Annotated in this window: 18 protein-coding genes and 1 pseudogene; 12 read left to right on the top strand and 7 right to left on the bottom strand. The window is 63.6% G+C overall.

Features of this window, described 5'->3' with window-relative positions; genetic code table 11:
* From OOZ51_RS17355 to OOZ51_RS17315, 10 genes and pseudogenes are all read left to right on the top strand, one after another.
* Positions 1 to 300, top strand: a 300-nt coding sequence (locus OOZ51_RS17355) for a sugar phosphate isomerase/epimerase family protein (protein WP_265981019.1), incomplete at its 5' end; no start/stop codon positions are given.
* Positions 301 to 303: 3 nt separating this feature from the next.
* A pseudogene (locus tag OOZ51_RS22550) lies at positions 304 to 933 on the top strand (3-keto-alpha-glucoside-1,2-lyase-like domain-containing protein); the annotation flags it as partial.
* A 98-nt stretch (positions 934 to 1031) separates the two neighbouring features.
* Positions 1032 to 1181, top strand: a complete 150-nt coding sequence (locus OOZ51_RS17350) for a hypothetical protein (RefSeq protein WP_265981018.1) — start codon at positions 1032 to 1034, stop codon at positions 1179 to 1181.
* Entirely contained in the window at positions 1178 to 2044 is an 867-nt protein-coding gene (locus OOZ51_RS17345; RefSeq protein WP_265981017.1) for a TolB family protein, read from the top strand. The genes OOZ51_RS17350 and OOZ51_RS17345 overlap by 4 nt, the downstream gene beginning before the upstream one ends.
* 45 nt (positions 2045 to 2089) lie before the next feature.
* Complete coding sequence (locus OOZ51_RS17340) at positions 2090 to 2398, top strand: Dabb family protein (RefSeq protein ID WP_265981016.1); 309 nt, start codon at positions 2090 to 2092, stop codon at positions 2396 to 2398.
* A gap of 4 nt (positions 2399 to 2402) precedes the next feature.
* Entirely contained in the window at positions 2403 to 2876 is a 474-nt protein-coding gene (locus OOZ51_RS17335) for a heme-binding protein (RefSeq protein ID WP_265981015.1), read from the top strand.
* A gap of 115 nt (positions 2877 to 2991) precedes the next feature.
* Positions 2992 to 4326 (top strand): MFS transporter, encoded by a 1335-nt coding sequence (locus OOZ51_RS17330; RefSeq protein WP_265981014.1) that lies wholly within the window; start codon positions 2992 to 2994, stop codon positions 4324 to 4326.
* Positions 4327 to 4450: 124 nt separating this feature from the next.
* Complete coding sequence (locus OOZ51_RS17325) at positions 4451 to 4981, top strand: GNAT family N-acetyltransferase (protein WP_265981013.1); 531 nt, start codon at positions 4451 to 4453, stop codon at positions 4979 to 4981.
* A 180-nt stretch (positions 4982 to 5161) separates the two neighbouring features.
* Complete coding sequence (locus OOZ51_RS17320) at positions 5162 to 5860, top strand: DsbA family oxidoreductase (RefSeq protein ID WP_265981012.1); 699 nt, start codon at positions 5162 to 5164, stop codon at positions 5858 to 5860.
* A 60-nt stretch (positions 5861 to 5920) separates the two neighbouring features.
* The gene (locus tag OOZ51_RS17315; protein WP_265981011.1) at positions 5921 to 6562 is read left to right on the top strand and encodes a TetR/AcrR family transcriptional regulator; all 642 of its coding nucleotides are present in this window, start codon (positions 5921 to 5923) and stop codon (positions 6560 to 6562) included.
* 23 nt (positions 6563 to 6585) lie between these two features.
* On the opposite strand, the gene OOZ51_RS17310 is transcribed toward OOZ51_RS17315, so the two are convergent.
* Complete coding sequence (locus tag OOZ51_RS17310; protein ID WP_265981022.1) at positions 6586 to 7227, bottom strand: LytR C-terminal domain-containing protein; 642 nt, start codon at positions 7225 to 7227, stop codon at positions 6586 to 6588.
* Positions 7228 to 7303: 76 nt separating this feature from the next.
* The gene (locus OOZ51_RS17305) at positions 7304 to 7603 is read right to left on the bottom strand and encodes a type II toxin-antitoxin system VapB family antitoxin (RefSeq protein WP_184741705.1); all 300 of its coding nucleotides are present in this window, start codon (positions 7601 to 7603) and stop codon (positions 7304 to 7306) included.
* 186 nt (positions 7604 to 7789) lie between these two features.
* On the opposite strand from OOZ51_RS17305, the gene OOZ51_RS17300 reads away from it, so the two are divergent.
* Together OOZ51_RS17300 and OOZ51_RS17295 are read left to right on the top strand one after the other, a co-directional pair.
* Entirely contained in the window at positions 7790 to 8701 is a 912-nt protein-coding gene (locus tag OOZ51_RS17300) for a Cof-type HAD-IIB family hydrolase (protein WP_265981010.1), read from the top strand.
* Between the two features lie 43 nt (positions 8702 to 8744).
* On the top strand, positions 8745 to 10328 hold the full coding sequence (locus OOZ51_RS17295; protein ID WP_265981009.1) for a stealth family protein: 1584 nt from the start codon (positions 8745 to 8747) through the stop codon (positions 10326 to 10328).
* 4 nt (positions 10329 to 10332) lie between these two features.
* Here the strand turns inward: OOZ51_RS17295 and OOZ51_RS17290 are convergent, their stop codons facing one another.
* The 5 genes from OOZ51_RS17290 to OOZ51_RS17270 form a co-directional block, all read right to left on the bottom strand.
* A complete protein-coding gene (locus OOZ51_RS17290) occupies positions 10333 to 11274 on the bottom strand; it encodes a phosphodiesterase (protein WP_265981008.1) in 942 nt (313 codons plus the stop codon).
* A 278-nt stretch (positions 11275 to 11552) separates the two neighbouring features.
* Positions 11553 to 14084, bottom strand: coding sequence for a histidinol-phosphate transaminase (locus OOZ51_RS17285; protein WP_265981007.1), 2532 nt, complete (start codon positions 14082 to 14084; stop codon positions 11553 to 11555).
* Complete coding sequence (locus OOZ51_RS17280) at positions 14081 to 14848, bottom strand: amino acid ABC transporter ATP-binding protein (protein WP_323054780.1); 768 nt, start codon at positions 14846 to 14848, stop codon at positions 14081 to 14083. The genes OOZ51_RS17285 and OOZ51_RS17280 overlap by 4 nt, the downstream gene beginning before the upstream one ends.
* A complete protein-coding gene (locus OOZ51_RS17275) occupies positions 14845 to 15825 on the bottom strand; it encodes an amino acid ABC transporter permease (RefSeq protein ID WP_265981006.1) in 981 nt (326 codons plus the stop codon). Before OOZ51_RS17275 ends, OOZ51_RS17280 begins: the two co-directional genes overlap by 4 nt.
* Positions 15822 to 16730, bottom strand: a complete 909-nt coding sequence (locus OOZ51_RS17270; RefSeq protein ID WP_265981004.1) for an ABC transporter substrate-binding protein — start codon at positions 16728 to 16730, stop codon at positions 15822 to 15824. Before OOZ51_RS17270 ends, OOZ51_RS17275 begins: the two co-directional genes overlap by 4 nt.
* Positions 16731 to 16845 lie beyond the last annotated feature (115 nt).

The raw sequence follows: 16845 nt of genomic DNA, 5'->3' as shown, positions 1-16845 counted from the left end.
GTGGACTGCAAGGACACCAAGCTCCGCCCCACCGGCCGCAACACCGTCATGGGCTCCCACCTGCCCTGGGGCGACCCCCGCCGCGGCTGGGACTTCGTCTCCGCCGGACGCGGCGACGTCCCCTGGGAATCCTCCTTCCGCGCCCTCACCGCGATCGGCTACAACGGGCCCATCAGCATCGAATGGGAAGACGCCGGCATGGACCGCCTCCACGGCGCCCCCGAAGCCCTCGCCAACCTCAAAAAATACGACTACCCGCCCTCCCAAACCAGCTTCGACGCCGCGTTCAGCCAGGACTAAGGGATGTCCGACGTGAGTAACGACGGGTTCGACCCGCTGTTCGACGGCGTCGGCCTGACCGGGTGGCACACCGCGCCTCGCGTTTATGGTTCGGTCTATCCCGGTGGGCCGAGCGTCCTTGAGCATTTCGACAGCCTTGGACTTCAGCGCCCCGTGGAGCCGGAGAAGCATCCTGCCCGCTGGAAGGTTGAAGATGGGGTCCTGATCGGCGAGCAGGATGCTCCCGGGAGCGGGTATGGCGGCTACCTTGTCAGCGACCAGGCGTTCGGGGACTTCGAATTGCTCCTTGAGATGCGCCCCGATTGGCCTGCGGACACCGGCGTGATGATCCGGCGTCAACGGGACAGCTGGGAAGGATTCCAAGTCCTCGTGGACCACCGCCCATCCGGTGGAATCGGCGGCTTCTTCGGCAATGGACTGGCGAGTTTCTCGGCGGTTCCGTTCGCGATCGACGTCGTCCGTGACGACGCCGGCCGGCCCACCGGCCTCGTGGCCGACAACCCGGCCACGTCTGTGGAACCAGTGACGGAAGAGAAGCGTGACCGGCTCGGCTACGCCGCAGACGTCGACGATTTCCTCAACGTGTGGCGCTGGGACGACTGGAACGAGCTGCGGATCCGCTGCGTGGGCGCCATGCCCGTCATCACCACGTGGATCAACGGCCTCAAGATCGCAGAACTAGATACCGCCGCTTTGCAATCCCCCAACTACGACGCCGACGCGTTCACGAGGTGCTCGGCGACAGCGGACACATCGCGCTCGAAGTCCACGACAACGATGCCATGTTCGGCGAGGCCCGCTGGGGCGTCGGAGCACAATGCAGGTGGCGGAACATCCGGATCAAGGAACTCCCGGCCCGCTCCATCGAGGCCACACAGTGATACGGGCGCTTCAAGTCGGCCAGCGCTGCGAAGTCTGGATCGCCTCTTCCACCGGCACTTCCGAGCTCGTTTTTGTCACGGAAGATCTGCTGCTGGAGGCGCCGAACTGGACGCTCGATGGCGAGGCCCTCATCCTCAACGGGGACGGTGTCCTGTGGAGGCTGGATCTTTCCGGAGGACTCGAAAAGATAGCCATCACCGGCATCCCGGACCTCAATAACGACCACGTCCTCGCACCCGACGGTGCCGACATCTACCTCTCGGCGAATGACGGCCACATCTACCGTGCAGCCCTCGACGGCGGTGAAGCCACCAAGATCACGGACGACGACGGGTGGTTCCATTTCCTCCACGGCGTCAGCCCCGACGGACAGACACTCGCCTACGTCGGAATAGAAGCCGGCGACTTCACCCAGCCGGGCCGGCTCATCACGATTCCGGCAGGAGGCGGACCAGCGACCGCGCTCAACGTCGATGGCCACTGCGACGGTCCCGAGTATTCGCCCGACGGGGACTGGCTGTACTTCAATACCGAGGCCTTCACGGATCGGCCGGGCCACGCCCAACTTGCCAGGATGCAGGCCGGCAACGGCAGCACGCCAGAACGCTTGCTCGACAGCGACACCGTCGACTGGTTCCCGCACCTCTCGCCCGACGGGCGCCTAGCCAGCTACATCCGCTTCCCCGGCGGCACGGTCGGCCACCCCGCGGACTTGCCGGTCGACGTCGTCGTTGTTTCCACCAGCGACTGGGCCACTCCGCTCCGCACGTGGCCCCTCTTCGGCGGCCAAGGAACCCTCAATGTCAACAGTTGGGCGCCCGACTCAAGCCGATTCGCTTTTGTCGCCTACCCGGAAAACTAAAGTGGCTTTTGCGAGAGCCACGCCGCCCACCTCGATTGGAATGCCATGATCCGTCACACGGTTGCTTTCTCCCTCATCCACGAGTCCGGTTCCTCCGGGGAGCGGGAATTCCTGGACGCAGCAGTCGCCACGTTGACCGCAATACCCGTGGTTCAGGGCTTCCGAGTTTCCCGCCAGATTTCAAAGAAAAGCTCACTCAATTTTCAGTTCGAAATGAAGTTCGACGGCGCGGAGGCCTTCAATTCTTACAATGACCATCCTGCCCACGTCGGATTCGTGGAGACCCGGTGGGCGAAGGAAGTGTCCGAGTTCCAAGAGCTTGATTTCGAACCCTACGACCCGGAAGGGCGGTAGCTCCATGGCCGACATCGCCGCTCTTGAAGCATTGGAAGCGCTCAAGCGTCAAGAAGAGGAACTGCTTTTCGAATCGTTCGACCACGCAGACGCCTGGAGGCTCGGCTCCCGGCTCACCGGGATGGCACAAGCGGCCGGCCACGCAATCGGCATCGACATCCGGCGCCCCGGACTCATACTCTTCCGCGCGGCACTGCCAGGCATCACGCCAGACCAGGAATCGTGGATCGCGCGGAAATCCGCCCTGGTGCTGCGGATGGAAGCGAGCAGCGCACTCGTCGAAGCCCGGTTGTCCTCCGCCGGTATCGACGCGGCCGCCGTGGGGTGGCTCGGCGCCGACTATGCCGTGACTGGAGGCTCGTTTCCCGTGCGGGTCCGCCGCGTTGGAGTCGTCGCAGCCGTCACGGCGTCGGGCCTTTCATCACAGGAGGATCATGACTTCATTGTGGAGGGGATCCGCCAACACCTAGCAGTCTAGCCAAGAACCCTTGCCGAAAAATTGTTGAACAATTCTCCCATGTGATGCATCATTGGGTGTAGGGCCCGATTGAGATCGGGATCACAAAGCCCGCCCAACGTTCCATGGAGGAACCATGTCCGCGACCACTTCGCCAAGTTCAACACGGCGCAGCAAACCCTCGGCAGGCGCCATCAAAGCCTTCATCGCCAGCGTCACAGGCACCTCCCTGGAGTACTACGACTTCGCCATCTACTCCGTTGCCTCAGCGCTCGTCTTCCCCAAGATCTTCTTCCCCGGCAACGATGAATACACAGGCCTCCTGCTCTCGTTCTCGGCCTTCGCGGTGGGTTACCTTGCCCGGCCCATCGGCGGCGTCGTCTTTGGCCGGCTCGGGGACAAGATCGGACGCAAAAATGTCCTGGTCATCACCCTCGTACTCATCGGTGCGGCCACGGTCCTGATCGGCGCTCTACCGGATTACCACACCATCGGCATTGGAGCCACGATCATCCTGGTCCTCCTCCGCTTGATCCAGGGCATTGGCGTAGGTGGCGAATGGGGCGGCGCCGTGCTCCTGTCCAGCGAATACGCCAATCCCAACAAGCGCGGATTCTGGTCTTCCGCAGCCCAGATCGGCCCGCCCGCCGGCAACCTGCTCGCCAACGGCGCCCTTGCCGTCCTGGCTGCGGTCATGAGCAACGAAGCCTTCATCGCATGGGGCTGGCGCGTGGCCTTCCTCAGCTCCGCCATCCTGGTTGCCTTCGGCCTGGTCATCCGGCTCAAGCTAGAGGAAACCCCGGTATTCAAGGCCATCGAAGCCACGGGCGAGCGGCCCAAGGCTCCCATCAAGGAGGTCCTCACCACCCAGGTCCGTCCCCTTCTTGCCGCGGCGCTGTGCCGGATCTGCCCCGACGTCTTGTACTCCCTATTCACCGTGTTCGTCGCTGTCTATGCCACCAAGGAGCTGGGTATGACCACCGGCAACGTGCTGGGCGCCGTCTTGGTGGGCTCGGCCTTCCAACTGATCCTGATCCCGGCCTCTGGAGCCGTCACGGACCGGTTCAATCGCCGGCTGGTCTACGGCATCACCGCTGCGGCCACCGCGGTGTACATCCCGCTGTTCTTCCTCATGATCCAGTCACGTTCCGTCCTGGTCTTGACTTTGGGCGTCGTGGTCGGCCTGGGACTGCACGCATTCATGTACGGCCCGCAGGCAGCCTTCATCACCGAGCAGTTCCCGGCCAGGCTCCGCTACGCCGGCAGTTCCCTGGCCTACACCGTAGCGGGAGTAGTCGGCGGAGCTGTGGCCCCGTTGATCTTCACGGCCCTCTACGCCGCTTCCGGCAGCTGGCTCCTGATCGCCGGGTACTTGCTGGCCACGGCAGTCGTGACCATTGTCGGCCTCGCCTTGGGCAGGGATCCACAGCCGGAAGAGGACCTTCGCCTGCTCCAGGAAGCCCAGGCATAAGCACCCCGGCGCTCCCGGAAGCGGAACGGTTCGGTGGGCCACCGCCGTCGTAATCCTTGGCTGGAATGCCCCTTAAGATCAGTCTTGAGGGGCATTTCAGCGCCTGCATTCCTGAGAGGACCGCATGAGCCAGACAATCCGTGAAGCAACAGCGGACGACGCCGGACGGCTGGCGGAGCTTGCCGCCGTCACCTTTCCGCTCGCCTGCCCGCCGGGATCCTCGCCCGAGGACATCGCCACGCACCTGGGCAAAACCCTCAGCGCGGCGAAGTTCACGGAGTACCTCGCCGATCCGGACATCACCATCCTGGCCATCGACGCCGCCGGCGAACTCCGCGGCTACAGCATGCTCGTCGCCCGCCCAGCGAGCGATACCGACGTCGCATCGGCCCTGACGCTGACCCCTTCCACGGAATTGAGCAAATGCTACGTCCATCCTGAACACCACGGCCTGGGTGCTGCCGCGGAGCTCATGAAGGCCACCCTGGACCGCGCTGCCGGGACTGGCGTGGCGGGCGTGTGGCTTGGCGTCAACAGCCAGAATGCCAAGGCGATCCGTTTCTACGAGAAGAGCGGATTCAGGAAGGTCGGGACCAAGTCGTTCCGCCTGGGCGATGCCGTGGAACATGATTTCGTGATGGAGCGGGCGCTCTAGGACGCGCTCCGACGCGGGTCGTTCTCTTCGACACCGGGAATTCCCAGCGATACTTGGATTCTCGTAGCGCCATCCCGTTTCCGCATCGCACACCATTTTCCGCGTCGCGAATGCCGTGCTGTGACCAGTCCAACAGACCGATCCGGGAATGACGGGCCTGGCTCCCCGGTTGTCGCCATCATGAAGATTGAGATCTGGTCAGACGTCGCTTGCCCGTGGTGCTACATCGGAAAGCGCCGGTTCGAAACGGCCCTCTCCGAATTCCCGCACCGCGACTCGGTTGAAATCCAGTGGCGCAGCTACCAGCTGGACCCGAGCATCCCCGAACACTACGACGGCACCGAGCTCGATTACCTCAGCAAGCGCAAGGGCATGGATCCCGCGCAGGTCAGCCAAATGTTCGATCACGTCGCCTTGCAAGGCAAAGGCGAGGGACTCAACTACCGCTTCGAGGACGTCGTGGTGGCCAATAGCTTCACCGCGCACCGTCTCATCCACCTCGCAGCAGCGCATGGCAAGCAGGACGAAGCCAAAGAGCTGCTCCTGAGCGACCATTTCGAGCACGGCAAGGACATTGGAAGCCAGGAATACCTGACCCTGCTTGGTAGTGACTTGGGCCTGCCGGAAGCCGAAGTCGCGGAATTGTTCAGCACGGACAAGTACGCAGAGGACGTCCGCGGTGACATCGCCGAAGCCCGGATGCTCGGTGTCACGGGCGTACCCTTCTTCGTCATCGACCGCAAGTATGGCCTCTCCGGCGCACAGCCCGCCGAGGTCTTCACCCAGGCCCTCACCCAGGCATGGCAGGAAGCCAATCCGCTGGTCGCCGTCGGGAGCTCCGACGCCAAAGCCTGCGGTCCGGACGGCTGCGCAATCTAAGCATCTCCGCTCGCGCCGCACGCACCCAGCTTTGCTGACAGATCACTGTAAAGTGTCTGTATGCCCAGGATTACGGCCGCCAACAACGCGGCGCAACGCGCTGAAACCCGACGCCGGATCCTGACTGCTTTCGGCGAGCTGCTCTTTACCCACGGCTTGCCCGGGTTGACCATGACCGACGTCGCGCGGCACGCCGGCGTCGGCCGGACCGCGGTGTACAACTACTACGCCGACATGGAACAGCTCCTGATCGCGTACGCCTTGCACGAGACCGAACGCTTCCTGGGCGACCTGCGCGAAGCCCTCGCTGCCCTGCGGAACCCGGTGGACCGCCTGGCACTGTACGTACGGGCCCAAGTGGAAGACCTGAGCCGCCGGCACCTCCCACCGGGCCCCGCGATGGCGGCTGTCCTCTCCCCCGCTTCCTTTGCGAAATTGGCGGATCATGTGGGCGAACTCAACCTGCTCCTCCAGGACATCCTGCGCGACGGAATCACAGCAGGCTACCTTCCGCCCACCGACGTCTCGCAGCTCGCCAGGCTCATTCACGGAACCCTCTCCTCCAGCGCGGCGCGGGGCAACACGGCAAACGGGGCGGAGCCGGGTGGGCTTGAAGAGCGGCTGGTCCAGACCGTGCGGTTCATCCAGTTGGGCGCGGGAGCAAGGTTCGACGACGACGGCCGGCCCGCACGTCTGGCGTGACACTCCCGCCGGGGCCGATTACGTCAAGACTTCGGTATCACCGGCAGCTTCGAATTGTCCGCAATCCGTTGGTCTTCGCGGGGACAACTGAGTTTGCCCGGAGTATTGTCCACTAGTTCCGGCGACACCAAAGCCGAGAAACCGGGGGCAAGGATGAGGTCCACGGAGGCATCCGTGCGTTGGTCCTGGAAGTAGTCGGTGCCCGCAATGTTCCGTTGGATGTTGAACGCTGCCGCTTGGCCACCGGATCCCGAAACAACTACCGCCGATCCGGTGTAGCTAGTGGTGGTGTTGTCGACGCTCCCAAGGTCGTATCCCCGGGCCTTCAATTGGTCAGCCACGCTCTTCGCCAAACCAGCCTTGCCAGCGGCATTGTAGACATTGACTTTGACCTTGTTGTTGGGCATGTAGTCGAAGACGGTCGTCGGGCACAGGGTCGCCGGCGCCTTGCTGGCGACGGCCGTGGGGAAGCGGATCACGCCGTTCATGACTGCCCAGGCGCCCACCACCCCGGCAACGATCACTCCTACAAGCAGCACGAGGACGATGCCGTGCAAGAGGCGGCGGCTGAACCACCCGGGATGGTCTTCAGGCCCGGGAGTCTCGGCAAAAGTGGCCCGTAGTTCGGGCCCGGTGACAATGCGATGCCCGTGCAGGCGTGTCACGTCTTTTGGCCGTCTCCGGGACTTCTTCGGAGCCGCATTCTGGGGCACGTCCACCTGCTCTTCCGGGAGTGTCTCGTTAACCATCTATCACCAGCACCCGGGCGTGAATGGCCGTGCGTTGGTGGAGGGCGGTACGGACGGCACGGTGAAGTCCGTCTTCCAGGTACAGCACGCCTTGGTACTGCACCACGTGCGGGAAGAGATCCCCGAAAAAGGTTGAGTCCTCGGCCAACAATGCTTCCAGGTCGAGCGTGCGCTTGGTGGTGACAAGTTCATCGAGCCGGACAGGACGCGGCGGCAACGAGGCCCAGTCCTTGGGCGTGGAAAAACCATGGTCGGGGTACGGGCGTCCCTCGCCCACAGCTTTGAAGATCACTTTGCAAGCCTAAAGAAGTAAGACGTCCAAGGGAACTTACAGGAACACTCCCACCAATGTTGTGGCCAAATGGTAACCGTAGACGGCCGGTACCCCGCAAGCGGAGCCCTCTGCCGCCGTCGGCCGTCACACCGCTGCCGCCGTGACGCGGGACTGACAGAGACGCGGGACTGACAGAATGGGATCATGACTGCTCCAATGCCAGGCACCGCGCACTCGGCTGCTCCCGCCCTCGCACTCCTCCTCGACGTCGACGGCCCCGTCGCGAGTCCCGTGACGCGCGACGTGAAGCCGGAAATCATCGCCGATCTTGTCAGTTTGGCGTCCGCAGGCATTCCGGTCATTTTCAACACCGGCCGTTCCGACGCTTTCATCCGCGAGCAGGTCATGGCCCCCATGATCGCCGCCGGGATGCCCGCAGGAACTGTTGTCCACGCGATCTGCGAAAAAGGCGCCGTGTGGTTCAGCTACACCTCGGGCGGCCCCGGCCCGATCCACGTGGACCCTGAACTCGCTGTTCCGAAAGCGTACGGCGACGACGTCCGCCGCATGGTGGCGGAGGACTACGCAACGCACATGTTCTTCGATGAGACCAAGAGGGCCATGGTGTCCGTGGAGCAGCATCTGGACGTCTCAAGCGACGACTACCTGGCCGAGCAGAAGCTCTTCGACGCCGACGCATTGGAACTCATGGGCCGGCACGGACTCTCTGCCGCGCTCCTCGACCACCACGCACCAGGGTCCGACGACGCCGCTGACTACCGCCTGGATCCCACCATCATCTCCACGGACATCGAGTCCATCCGGCTCGGCAAGGATCTCGGCGCCAGCCGCGCGGTGGAACTGCTCGCGGCCCAAGGAATCACCCCGCAGGCTTGGCGCACAGTGGGCGATTCGCGCACCGACTACGCGATGGCTGATTGGCTCCACCACAATGACCACAGCGTCAAGCACATCGACGTCCGTCCCGCAGACGGTGTGCCCAACAAGCCCTACGATGTTCTTACAGCCACAGACCTCGGCCTGGGCGAGGACGTCATTCACGACGACGCCGGCGGCGCATTCCTGCGCAGCTGGCGTGAAGCCTTGGTGGGCTGAGTCCACGCTTCCCACAACCCTTCGGAGAAAAGCCATCACAGTCATGGACCAGCAAGCGATTTACTTCGGTAGTCCCCCCTCGGACGACGACGCGGTCGTTCCGGAACCGACGTCGCCCGCCGTCGACGCGCGCCTCAAGCACCGCGCCGACGTCATCCGCCATCGTGGCCGATACAGCTTGCTGAACCAGAACCGCACTCCGCAGCAAGTAATGGTCGAAGATCTCCTCTTCATTCGCGCTGCGTTGGACGCGGCGGGACTGGATTTCATCCTGGTCCGCGGCAACGATCATCGGCCAGTGATCGCAGTAGATTGGAAGCTCCGGAAGAAGCTGCGCCAGGCTTTGGTCACCGCCTTCCGGAACGAACCGTTCTACTCCATGACCGTTGATGCCCGGAAGAAATCCACGCTGCTGGTGGCGGACGGCGAGCTCTCCAGCAACCGAAAGGCCCGGATCTTCAGGCTCTTCCGTCCACGCGTGGAACCTGGAGGCGGGTTGACCTACGGACCCTCCCTCGGCGTACAACTGGAATTGTGGGAATTCGACGGCGATCAACTCGTGTTGCCCGTAGAGAACTCGCTGACCCGGCGAACCATGCTGCGCCAGGACGCCGTCCGGGGCACAGTGAATCGCCACGGGCTGAGCTGGCCAACCATCGAGAACATGTTCGCGGACCACGCGAGCGACATCGACTTCGACGTCGACATCGTCTTTTCGTGGGTGGACGGCAACGACCCCGCCTACATCGCGGCCCGCCGCGAGCAGATGAAGGACGTCGTCCTTGGGGAGGGTGACGCCCACGAGGCCCGCTTCCGGCAAATTAACGAGCTCAAATACGCCCTGCGCTCCGTGTACATGTATGCGCCCTGGATTCGCCGGATCTACATCGCCACTGACTCCCCCGCGCCGGAGTGGCTGGCCGAACACCCGGACGTGAGGATCATGCGCAGCGAGGAGTTCTTCAAGGACACCTCAGTACTGCCAACGCATAACTCGCAGGCCGTGGAATCCCAACTGCACCACATTGAGGACTTGTCCGAGCACTTCCTGTATTCCAACGACGACATGTTCTTCGGCCGCCCCGTAGCGCCGGACATGTTCTTCACTCCCGGCGGAATCACCAAGTTCATCGAGGCCTCCACCCGGATTGGACTGGGAGAGAACGACGCCGAACGCAGCGGCTTCGAGAACGCCGCACGCGTCAACAGGAAGCTCCTCTGGGAGCGGTTCGGTCGCATCACCACCCGCCATTTGGAGCACACCGCCGCTCCGTTGCGCCGCAGTGTGATCGCCGAGATGGAGCACGAGTTTCCGGCCGAGTTCACCAAGACGGCAGCCAGCAGGTTCCGCGCGGCGGACAACATCTCCGTGACCAACTCGTTCTACCACTACTATTCGCTGCTCACCGGGCGTGCAGTGACGCAGACGGCCGCGAAAGTCCGGTACGTTGACACCACGCTGTGGTCCGGGCTGCATTACTTGCCGACGCTGCTGGCGAAACGCAACGTGGACTTCTTCTGCCTTAACGACGGCAGCTTCCCGGAGGTGGCTGCCGACGAACGGGCCGGCCTCGTGACGGACTTCATGGAGAAGTACTTCCCGGTCAAAGCTCCGTGGGAGAAGTAGCCCGCTAGCGCCGCGTCATCTCCGGGCGCTTCGCGTCCACCCTGACACCACGTTCGTGGGTAGGCCGCTGGGGAATCCGGATGCCTGCTTCGGCGAGCCGGCGCCTGGTGCCCTCCGGGCTGACGTACTCGCCCACAGTCGGTGACTTGCCCAACGGCACCACCGAGTGCACAATCGTTTGCTCGTAGACGTGCACCAGGTTGAAGGCTTGCGCTCCATCCCGTCCCCTGGTACCGCCCTGAGGAACGTTGAGGTCCTGCGTGTAGCAGCTCGCGGAAGCCACTGACACGGGAACGCCAGCAAATGTGGCTGTGGTGGAGTAATGCAGATGGCCGCCCAGGATGGAACGGACATCGGAATTGCGGACCACCTCGGCCAACGCCGCTTGGCCGCGCAACTCCACGAGGATGGCAAGGTCAAGGACGCTTGGAACCGGCGGGTGGTGAAGGGCAAGAATGGTGCCGTCCGGGGCAGGGGTTGCGAGTTCCGACGCCAACCAGTCGAGCTGGCTCTGGCTCAATTCACCGTGATGGAAGCCAGGCACGGAAGTGTCCAGCGTGATGATCCGCAGCCCATTGACGAAGTAGCTGTGATCCACCGGGGCGTCATTGCCGTTCTGGTCGAACAGGCCCGCGCGGAAATTCGCGCGGTCATCATGGTTTCCGATGGCCCAGATCACGCGAGCACCCATCTCGTGGCAGGCAGGCTCGACGATCGCCCGGAGTTTGGCGTAAGCGTCCGGCTCGCCTTGATCGGCCAAGTCACCCGTGAAGATCACGGCGTCTGGACGGACCTTTGACGCATGGACTTCCGAAAAGAGTTGCCGGAGATGGGCTTCGCTATCAACCGCGCCGTACAGGGGTTCCGACCCTCCCACCAGATGGGAGTCGCTAAGGTGCAGAAGGATGTGTCCTGGCCGAGGATATTCGGCCTCGATGAGCTCCATTACTACCTTCGGGTCGGTAGGAGACGGCGCCTCCAGTGTCTGCCCCAATAAACCCAATCCAACCAGACAAAAGGCTAACGCAGGGTAACTTGCGGACGGAATGTTGGAAAATTACTCACTCACCCAACGCTCCTGCACCTTCATGCGCATCCCACCCAACGCTCCTTCACCAAGGTGAAGGAGCGTCGCCAATTTTGGCGGCAGAGGTGAGCGAGCGTCAGCGGAAAGGGCACTGAAAGTGAGCGAGCGACGGCGGTTGCGGCACCATCCACTCTTCCTCACCGCCGGAGAAACGAGTCCACCGCTGCGAGGACGGCCCGCGACGCCCCACGTCCGCCGACGGTCACACGCACCCCTTCGCCGTCGAACGCCCGGACGGAAACGCCGTGGAGAACACACGCTTGCTCCAATTCCCGCGCCTGCTCCATCGCGATCCACAAGAAGTTCCCACCGCTTTCCGGCACCTCCAGGCCCCGTCTCCGCAGTTCCCCGGCCAGGAATTCCCGTTCGGCGACAACTGCCGAGACAGTGGCGTGCAGGAGTTCCTCTTCGGCCCAGGCTGAGACAGCCCCGGCCTCGGCCACCCTGCTCAGGCCGAACGGCAGTGCCGACCTCCGCAGATTGCCAACAATTTCCGGAGTCGCCGTCAGGTAACCAACCCGCGCGCCGGCGAGCCCGTAGGCCTTGGAGAATGTCCGAAGGACCACCACATTGGGGAACGTTTCCAGCAGGGCTACTTCGTCCTCTTCCGGTTGGGTGAATTCGCGGTAGGCCTCATCGAGCACCACCAGCACGTTTCCGGGTACATGGCTGAGGAAACGAACCAGTTCATCGTGCCGGATCACGGTTCCGGTGGGGTTGTTCGGGTTGCAGACAATCAGCGCTTTCGTGCGCTCTGTGATCGCGTCCGCCATGGCGTCCAGCCGATGCCCGAGCCCGGCGTCGAGCGCCACCCGAACGCTTGACGCCCCTGCCACGGTCACCAGAATGGGATATGCCTCGTAGCTGCGCCAGGCATGAACCACCTCGGTGCCCGGCCCGGTGTACGCCGTGAGCAACTGCTGGAGAAGGGACAAGGAGCCCGCCCCCACCATCACTTGCTCATCCGCGAGCCCTAACCGCCGTGCGATCACTGCCACCAGTTCGTCGCCAAAGAGGCTCGGGTAGCGGTTCAGCCCGGCGGCCGCCGCGGCCATGGCGTTCTGGACGGCGGACGACGGCGGCACGGAAGACTCGTTTGAAGACGCCACCCAGGTGACGCCGCCCAAGCCTGAGGCCCGGGAGTAGCTCGGGAGCGCGGCGATCTCGGGTCGAGGCGCGGGACGCGCCGACTGGCCCACGGGAGTCTGCGAAACGTACCGGGAAGCAGGGTCGGGAGCCAGGACCTTGCCGGGGTTCATCAAGTTGCCCGGGTCCAAGGCTGCCTTAATGGCGGCCATGATTGCCACGCCGGCGGGATGTTCGGCGCGGAGTGAATCCATTTTGCCTGCACCGATGCCGTGCTCGCCCGTGCAGGTGCCTCCCATCGAGAGGGCACGGGCCACGAGCCGCCGGTTCAGGGCCGAGGCCTCTGCCAAGGCATCGTCGTCCCCGGGTTTGAGGACAATGGCAAGATGGAAATTTCCGTCGCCCGCATGCCCGGCAATCGGGGCAACCAGTCCCGAGGCCACGATGTCCTCCTTGGTGGCGGCGATGCATTCGGCAAGCCGTGAGATGGGTACGCACACATCCGTCGACCAGGTGTGCGCGCCGTCCACGAGGGCCTGGCAAGCCGGCAGGACATCGTGCCGGGCCTGCCATAGCCGCTGGCGGTCCGTCGCCTCCGTGGCGAATTCGAAGCCGCTGCCACCGTGCCTGACGGCGATAGCCCGGATTTGTCCCGCCTGCTCCTCCACTGCACGTGGAGTCCCGTGGAACTCGAACAGCAAGCTGGCAGTTCCGGGCAATTCCAGCGCGGAGTAGGCGTTGACGGCGGCAATGGTAGCGTCATCCAGCAACTCCACACGAGCCAACGGAATCCCCGCTTGGATGGCTTCCTGCACCACCAGGGAAGCCGCCTCGATCGAAGGAAAGCCGCACACGGCGGCCGAGACCGCTTGCGGTTGGCCGTAGACGCGGAGCGTCACCTCGGTAATGATCCCGAGCGTGCCCTCCGCGCCGACGAAGAGATGCGTGAGGTCGTAACCGGCCGCGGATTTCCTCGCCCGGCCGCCCGTGCGCACAATTTCGCCGTTGGCAAGAACCACCGTCAGGCCCAAGACGCTTTCCCGCATCGTCCCATAGCGGACGGCCGTGGTGCCGCTGGCGCGCGTGGAGCACATGCCACCGACGCTGGCGTCAACGCCCGGGCCCACAGGGAAGAACAGGCCATAGGGATCCAGCTCCGCGTTGAGGGCGCTCTTCATCACTCCGGCCTGAACCGTGACATCCAGATCCGCCGGGCTAAGGCGAGGGATTCCGGTCATCCCTGAAAGGTCGATCGTGACCACCCCGGCCCGGGCGTTGGCACCTCCTTCGAGCCCTGTTCCGGCCCCGATCGGTACCACCGCCACGCCGTGCGCGGCGCAGATCCGCACCGCTGTCGCAACATCTTCCGTGGAGGAGGGACGCACGACGGCGTCCGGCAGCCCTGATGGAAGGTGCGAACGGTCATGTGAACGGGCAGTGCGGGCGGCAGTATCGACGGCGACCTTGCCACCCAGCGCCTGCTGGAGTTCGACGGCGACGGCAGGGACCGCCGTCGGGCTCTCGACAGTGCGCTCCACTTCAGGGCCCGTCAGCAACGCCCCCAACTGTGCCGGACTGCTCATGCAAGGACCTTGGACAGGAATGCCTGGGTCCGCGGCTCGCGCGGGTCTTCGAGGACTTGGTGCGGATCGCCGCTTTCCACGAGCTGCCCGTCGGCCATGAAGTGGACCACGTTGCCGACTTCCTTGGCGAAGCCCATCTCATGGGTGACCACAATCATCGTCATGCCTGAGTCCGCCAGCGAGCGCATCACGTCCAGCACCTCGCCCACGAGCTCTGGATCCAGCGCCGAGGTGGGCTCGTCGAAAAGCATGACCGAAGGCTTGAGCGCCAACGAGCGTGCGATCGCCACCCGTTGCTGCTGGCCGCCCGAGAGCTGGCCCGGGTAGTGGTCCGCCTTGTCCGCGAGGCCGACGCGTGCCAACAACTGCCGGCCTTCCTCGACGGCCTGCTCCTTCGGGACGCGCTGGACCACGGTGGGACCTTCGATCACGTTTTCCAAGGCGGTGCGGTGTGGAAAGAGGTTGAACTGCTGGAAGACCATGCCGATCGAGGCGCGTTGCTTCGCGGTCTCGTGCTCCTTGAGCTCGTGGAGCTTGTTCCCGGAGCGCCGGTACCCGATCCGTTCACCCTGGACCCAAAGCTGGCCACCGTCGATCTTTTCCAAGTGGTTCATACAACGGAGGAACGTGCTCTTTCCCGAGCCTGACGGCCCCAGCAGGCACGCGACCTCGCCCGCATTGATATCCAGGCTGATGCCTTTGAGGACCTCAAGATGGCCGAACGACTTGCGGATGTCCCGCGCCCGTACGATTGGTTCCTTCACTTGACCTTCTCCAGTTCTTCTGCGGATCCGCTTGGCATCGCCAAAGAGGCGCTCGACGCCGGCGGGAGACCGGCCTTCAACAGGACGTTCGCCGCGGTTTTCGGGAGTGCTTTGGCGGCTTTCAGTGGTGTGAAGCCCCGTTCGAAGTGCCGTTCCACGTAGTACTGGCCTACGGACAGGACTGCTGTGACAGCCAGGTACCAAAGTGCCGCCACGATCAGCAGCGGAATGGTCTGGAACGTGCGCGAGTAGATGATCGAAACCGATGTCAAGAGTTCGCTATAGCCGATGACGATCACCAGCGAGGTGTACTTGAGCATGCCGATGGTCTCATTGCCGGTGGGCGGGATGATGACACGCATGGCCTGCGGGAGGATGACGCGGCGCATGGTCTGCAGCCTCGTCATTCCCATTGCCTTGGCTGCCTCGGTCTGGCCCACCGGGATGGCCCGGATGCCGGAGCGGACAATCTCACCCATGTACGCGCCTTCGTTGAGGCTCAGGCCCAAGATGGCCGCAGTGAACGGGGAGATCAGGGTATTCGTGGAGATCTCGAAGAAGCTGGGGCCGAAGGGAACGCCCAGCACCAGCTTCGGGACCAACGCCGCCATGAAGAACCAGAACAGGAGTTGGACCATGAGCGGGGTGCCGCGGAAGAACCAGGAGTAGGCCCACGCAGCGGAGGAAAGTATGGGGTTCGGGGACAGGCGGCACACAGCCACAGCGATTCCCAGGACAATGCCGATGGCCATCGAAACGGCGGTCAGCATCAGCGTATTGCCCAAGCCGGCCAGCACCGGAGCGGCGAACAGGTATTCTCCCACCGTGCCCCACTGGAACCGTTGGTTGGTGACCATGCCATAGGCCATGAGCGCTACGCCAAGGACCACCACCCCTGCCATAACCCAGCGCCCGCGGTAGCGGGCAGGGACGATCGAGAGGTTCTGCTCCTCCTCCGTAGCCGTGTACAGGGTCATTTGGTGGCTCCGTTGACAGTGAACTTCTCAATGACGTGGTCATCCATCTTGTACTTGGTAAGGATCGACTTATAGGTACCGTCTGCCTTGATCTGCTCCATGGCCTTCTGCACCACGTTGATCAGGTCCGTGCTGTCCTTGGGGAACACGATGCCGAAGAATCCCTCTTGGTACGGCTTGCCCATCACCAAGTCACCGTTGCTCTCGGCGGCAACCACGGAACCTGACGTCGTATCAAGCAGGAAGGCGTCCACCCGTCCGCTCTGCAGCGCCAGTACTGCCTGGTTCTGCCCGGCATAGATGGTGATGGCGAGCTGCTCCTTCCCCGCGGCCTGGCACTTGCTGGACTGGGCCGCGGCGTCGGCATCCTCGGTGGTGCCCTTGACGATGCCCACCTTTGCGCCGCACAGATCATCCAGCGACTTCACATTGTGCGGGTTGGTCTTGGTGGTCATGATGCCCGCGCCTGCCGAGAAGTAGTCCAGGAAGCTGACCTGCTTCTGGCGCTCGGGAGTGTCCGACATCGCGGACATGCCCATGTCATAGCGGCCGGACGCCAGGCCCGGGATGATCGCGTCAAAAGCGATGTTGTCGAAGGCGAGGGTAACGCCGAGCTTCTTCTCGATGGCGTCCGCGAGCTCACGGTCGATCCCTACAATGGTCTTTCCGTCCTTGTCAATGGACTCGAACGGAAGGTACTCAACGTTGCTGGCCACCTTGATGGTGCCCGCGCCCTGGATCTCTTTGGGCAACTGGCTGAAGAGCGGCGCCTTTGCCGCATTTGCCGCCGCGCTTGCGTCCCCACCCGCACTGGCCGAACCGCCACAAGCGGTAAGTCCTACGACGGCGGCGAGTGCAATGGCCGCGAGGGCCGGCTTACGGAGGGAAAATTCAGAAATATTCAATGCGTGCTCCTTGGGTTCTTACGGCTCCATGCGAACTACGGGACGACTGCTGCCGGATTGGAAATTCAGAAAGAATCTGCGCGATCTTGGATCAGCATAGAGACGAATTGCGCGC

Source organism: Arthrobacter rhizophilus, from assembly GCF_026241105.1.
Lineage (GTDB): Bacteria > Actinomycetota > Actinomycetes > Actinomycetales > Micrococcaceae > Arthrobacter.
Note: the sequence above shows the minus strand (reverse complement) of the source record. Positions and strands in the feature narration are given on the sequence as shown.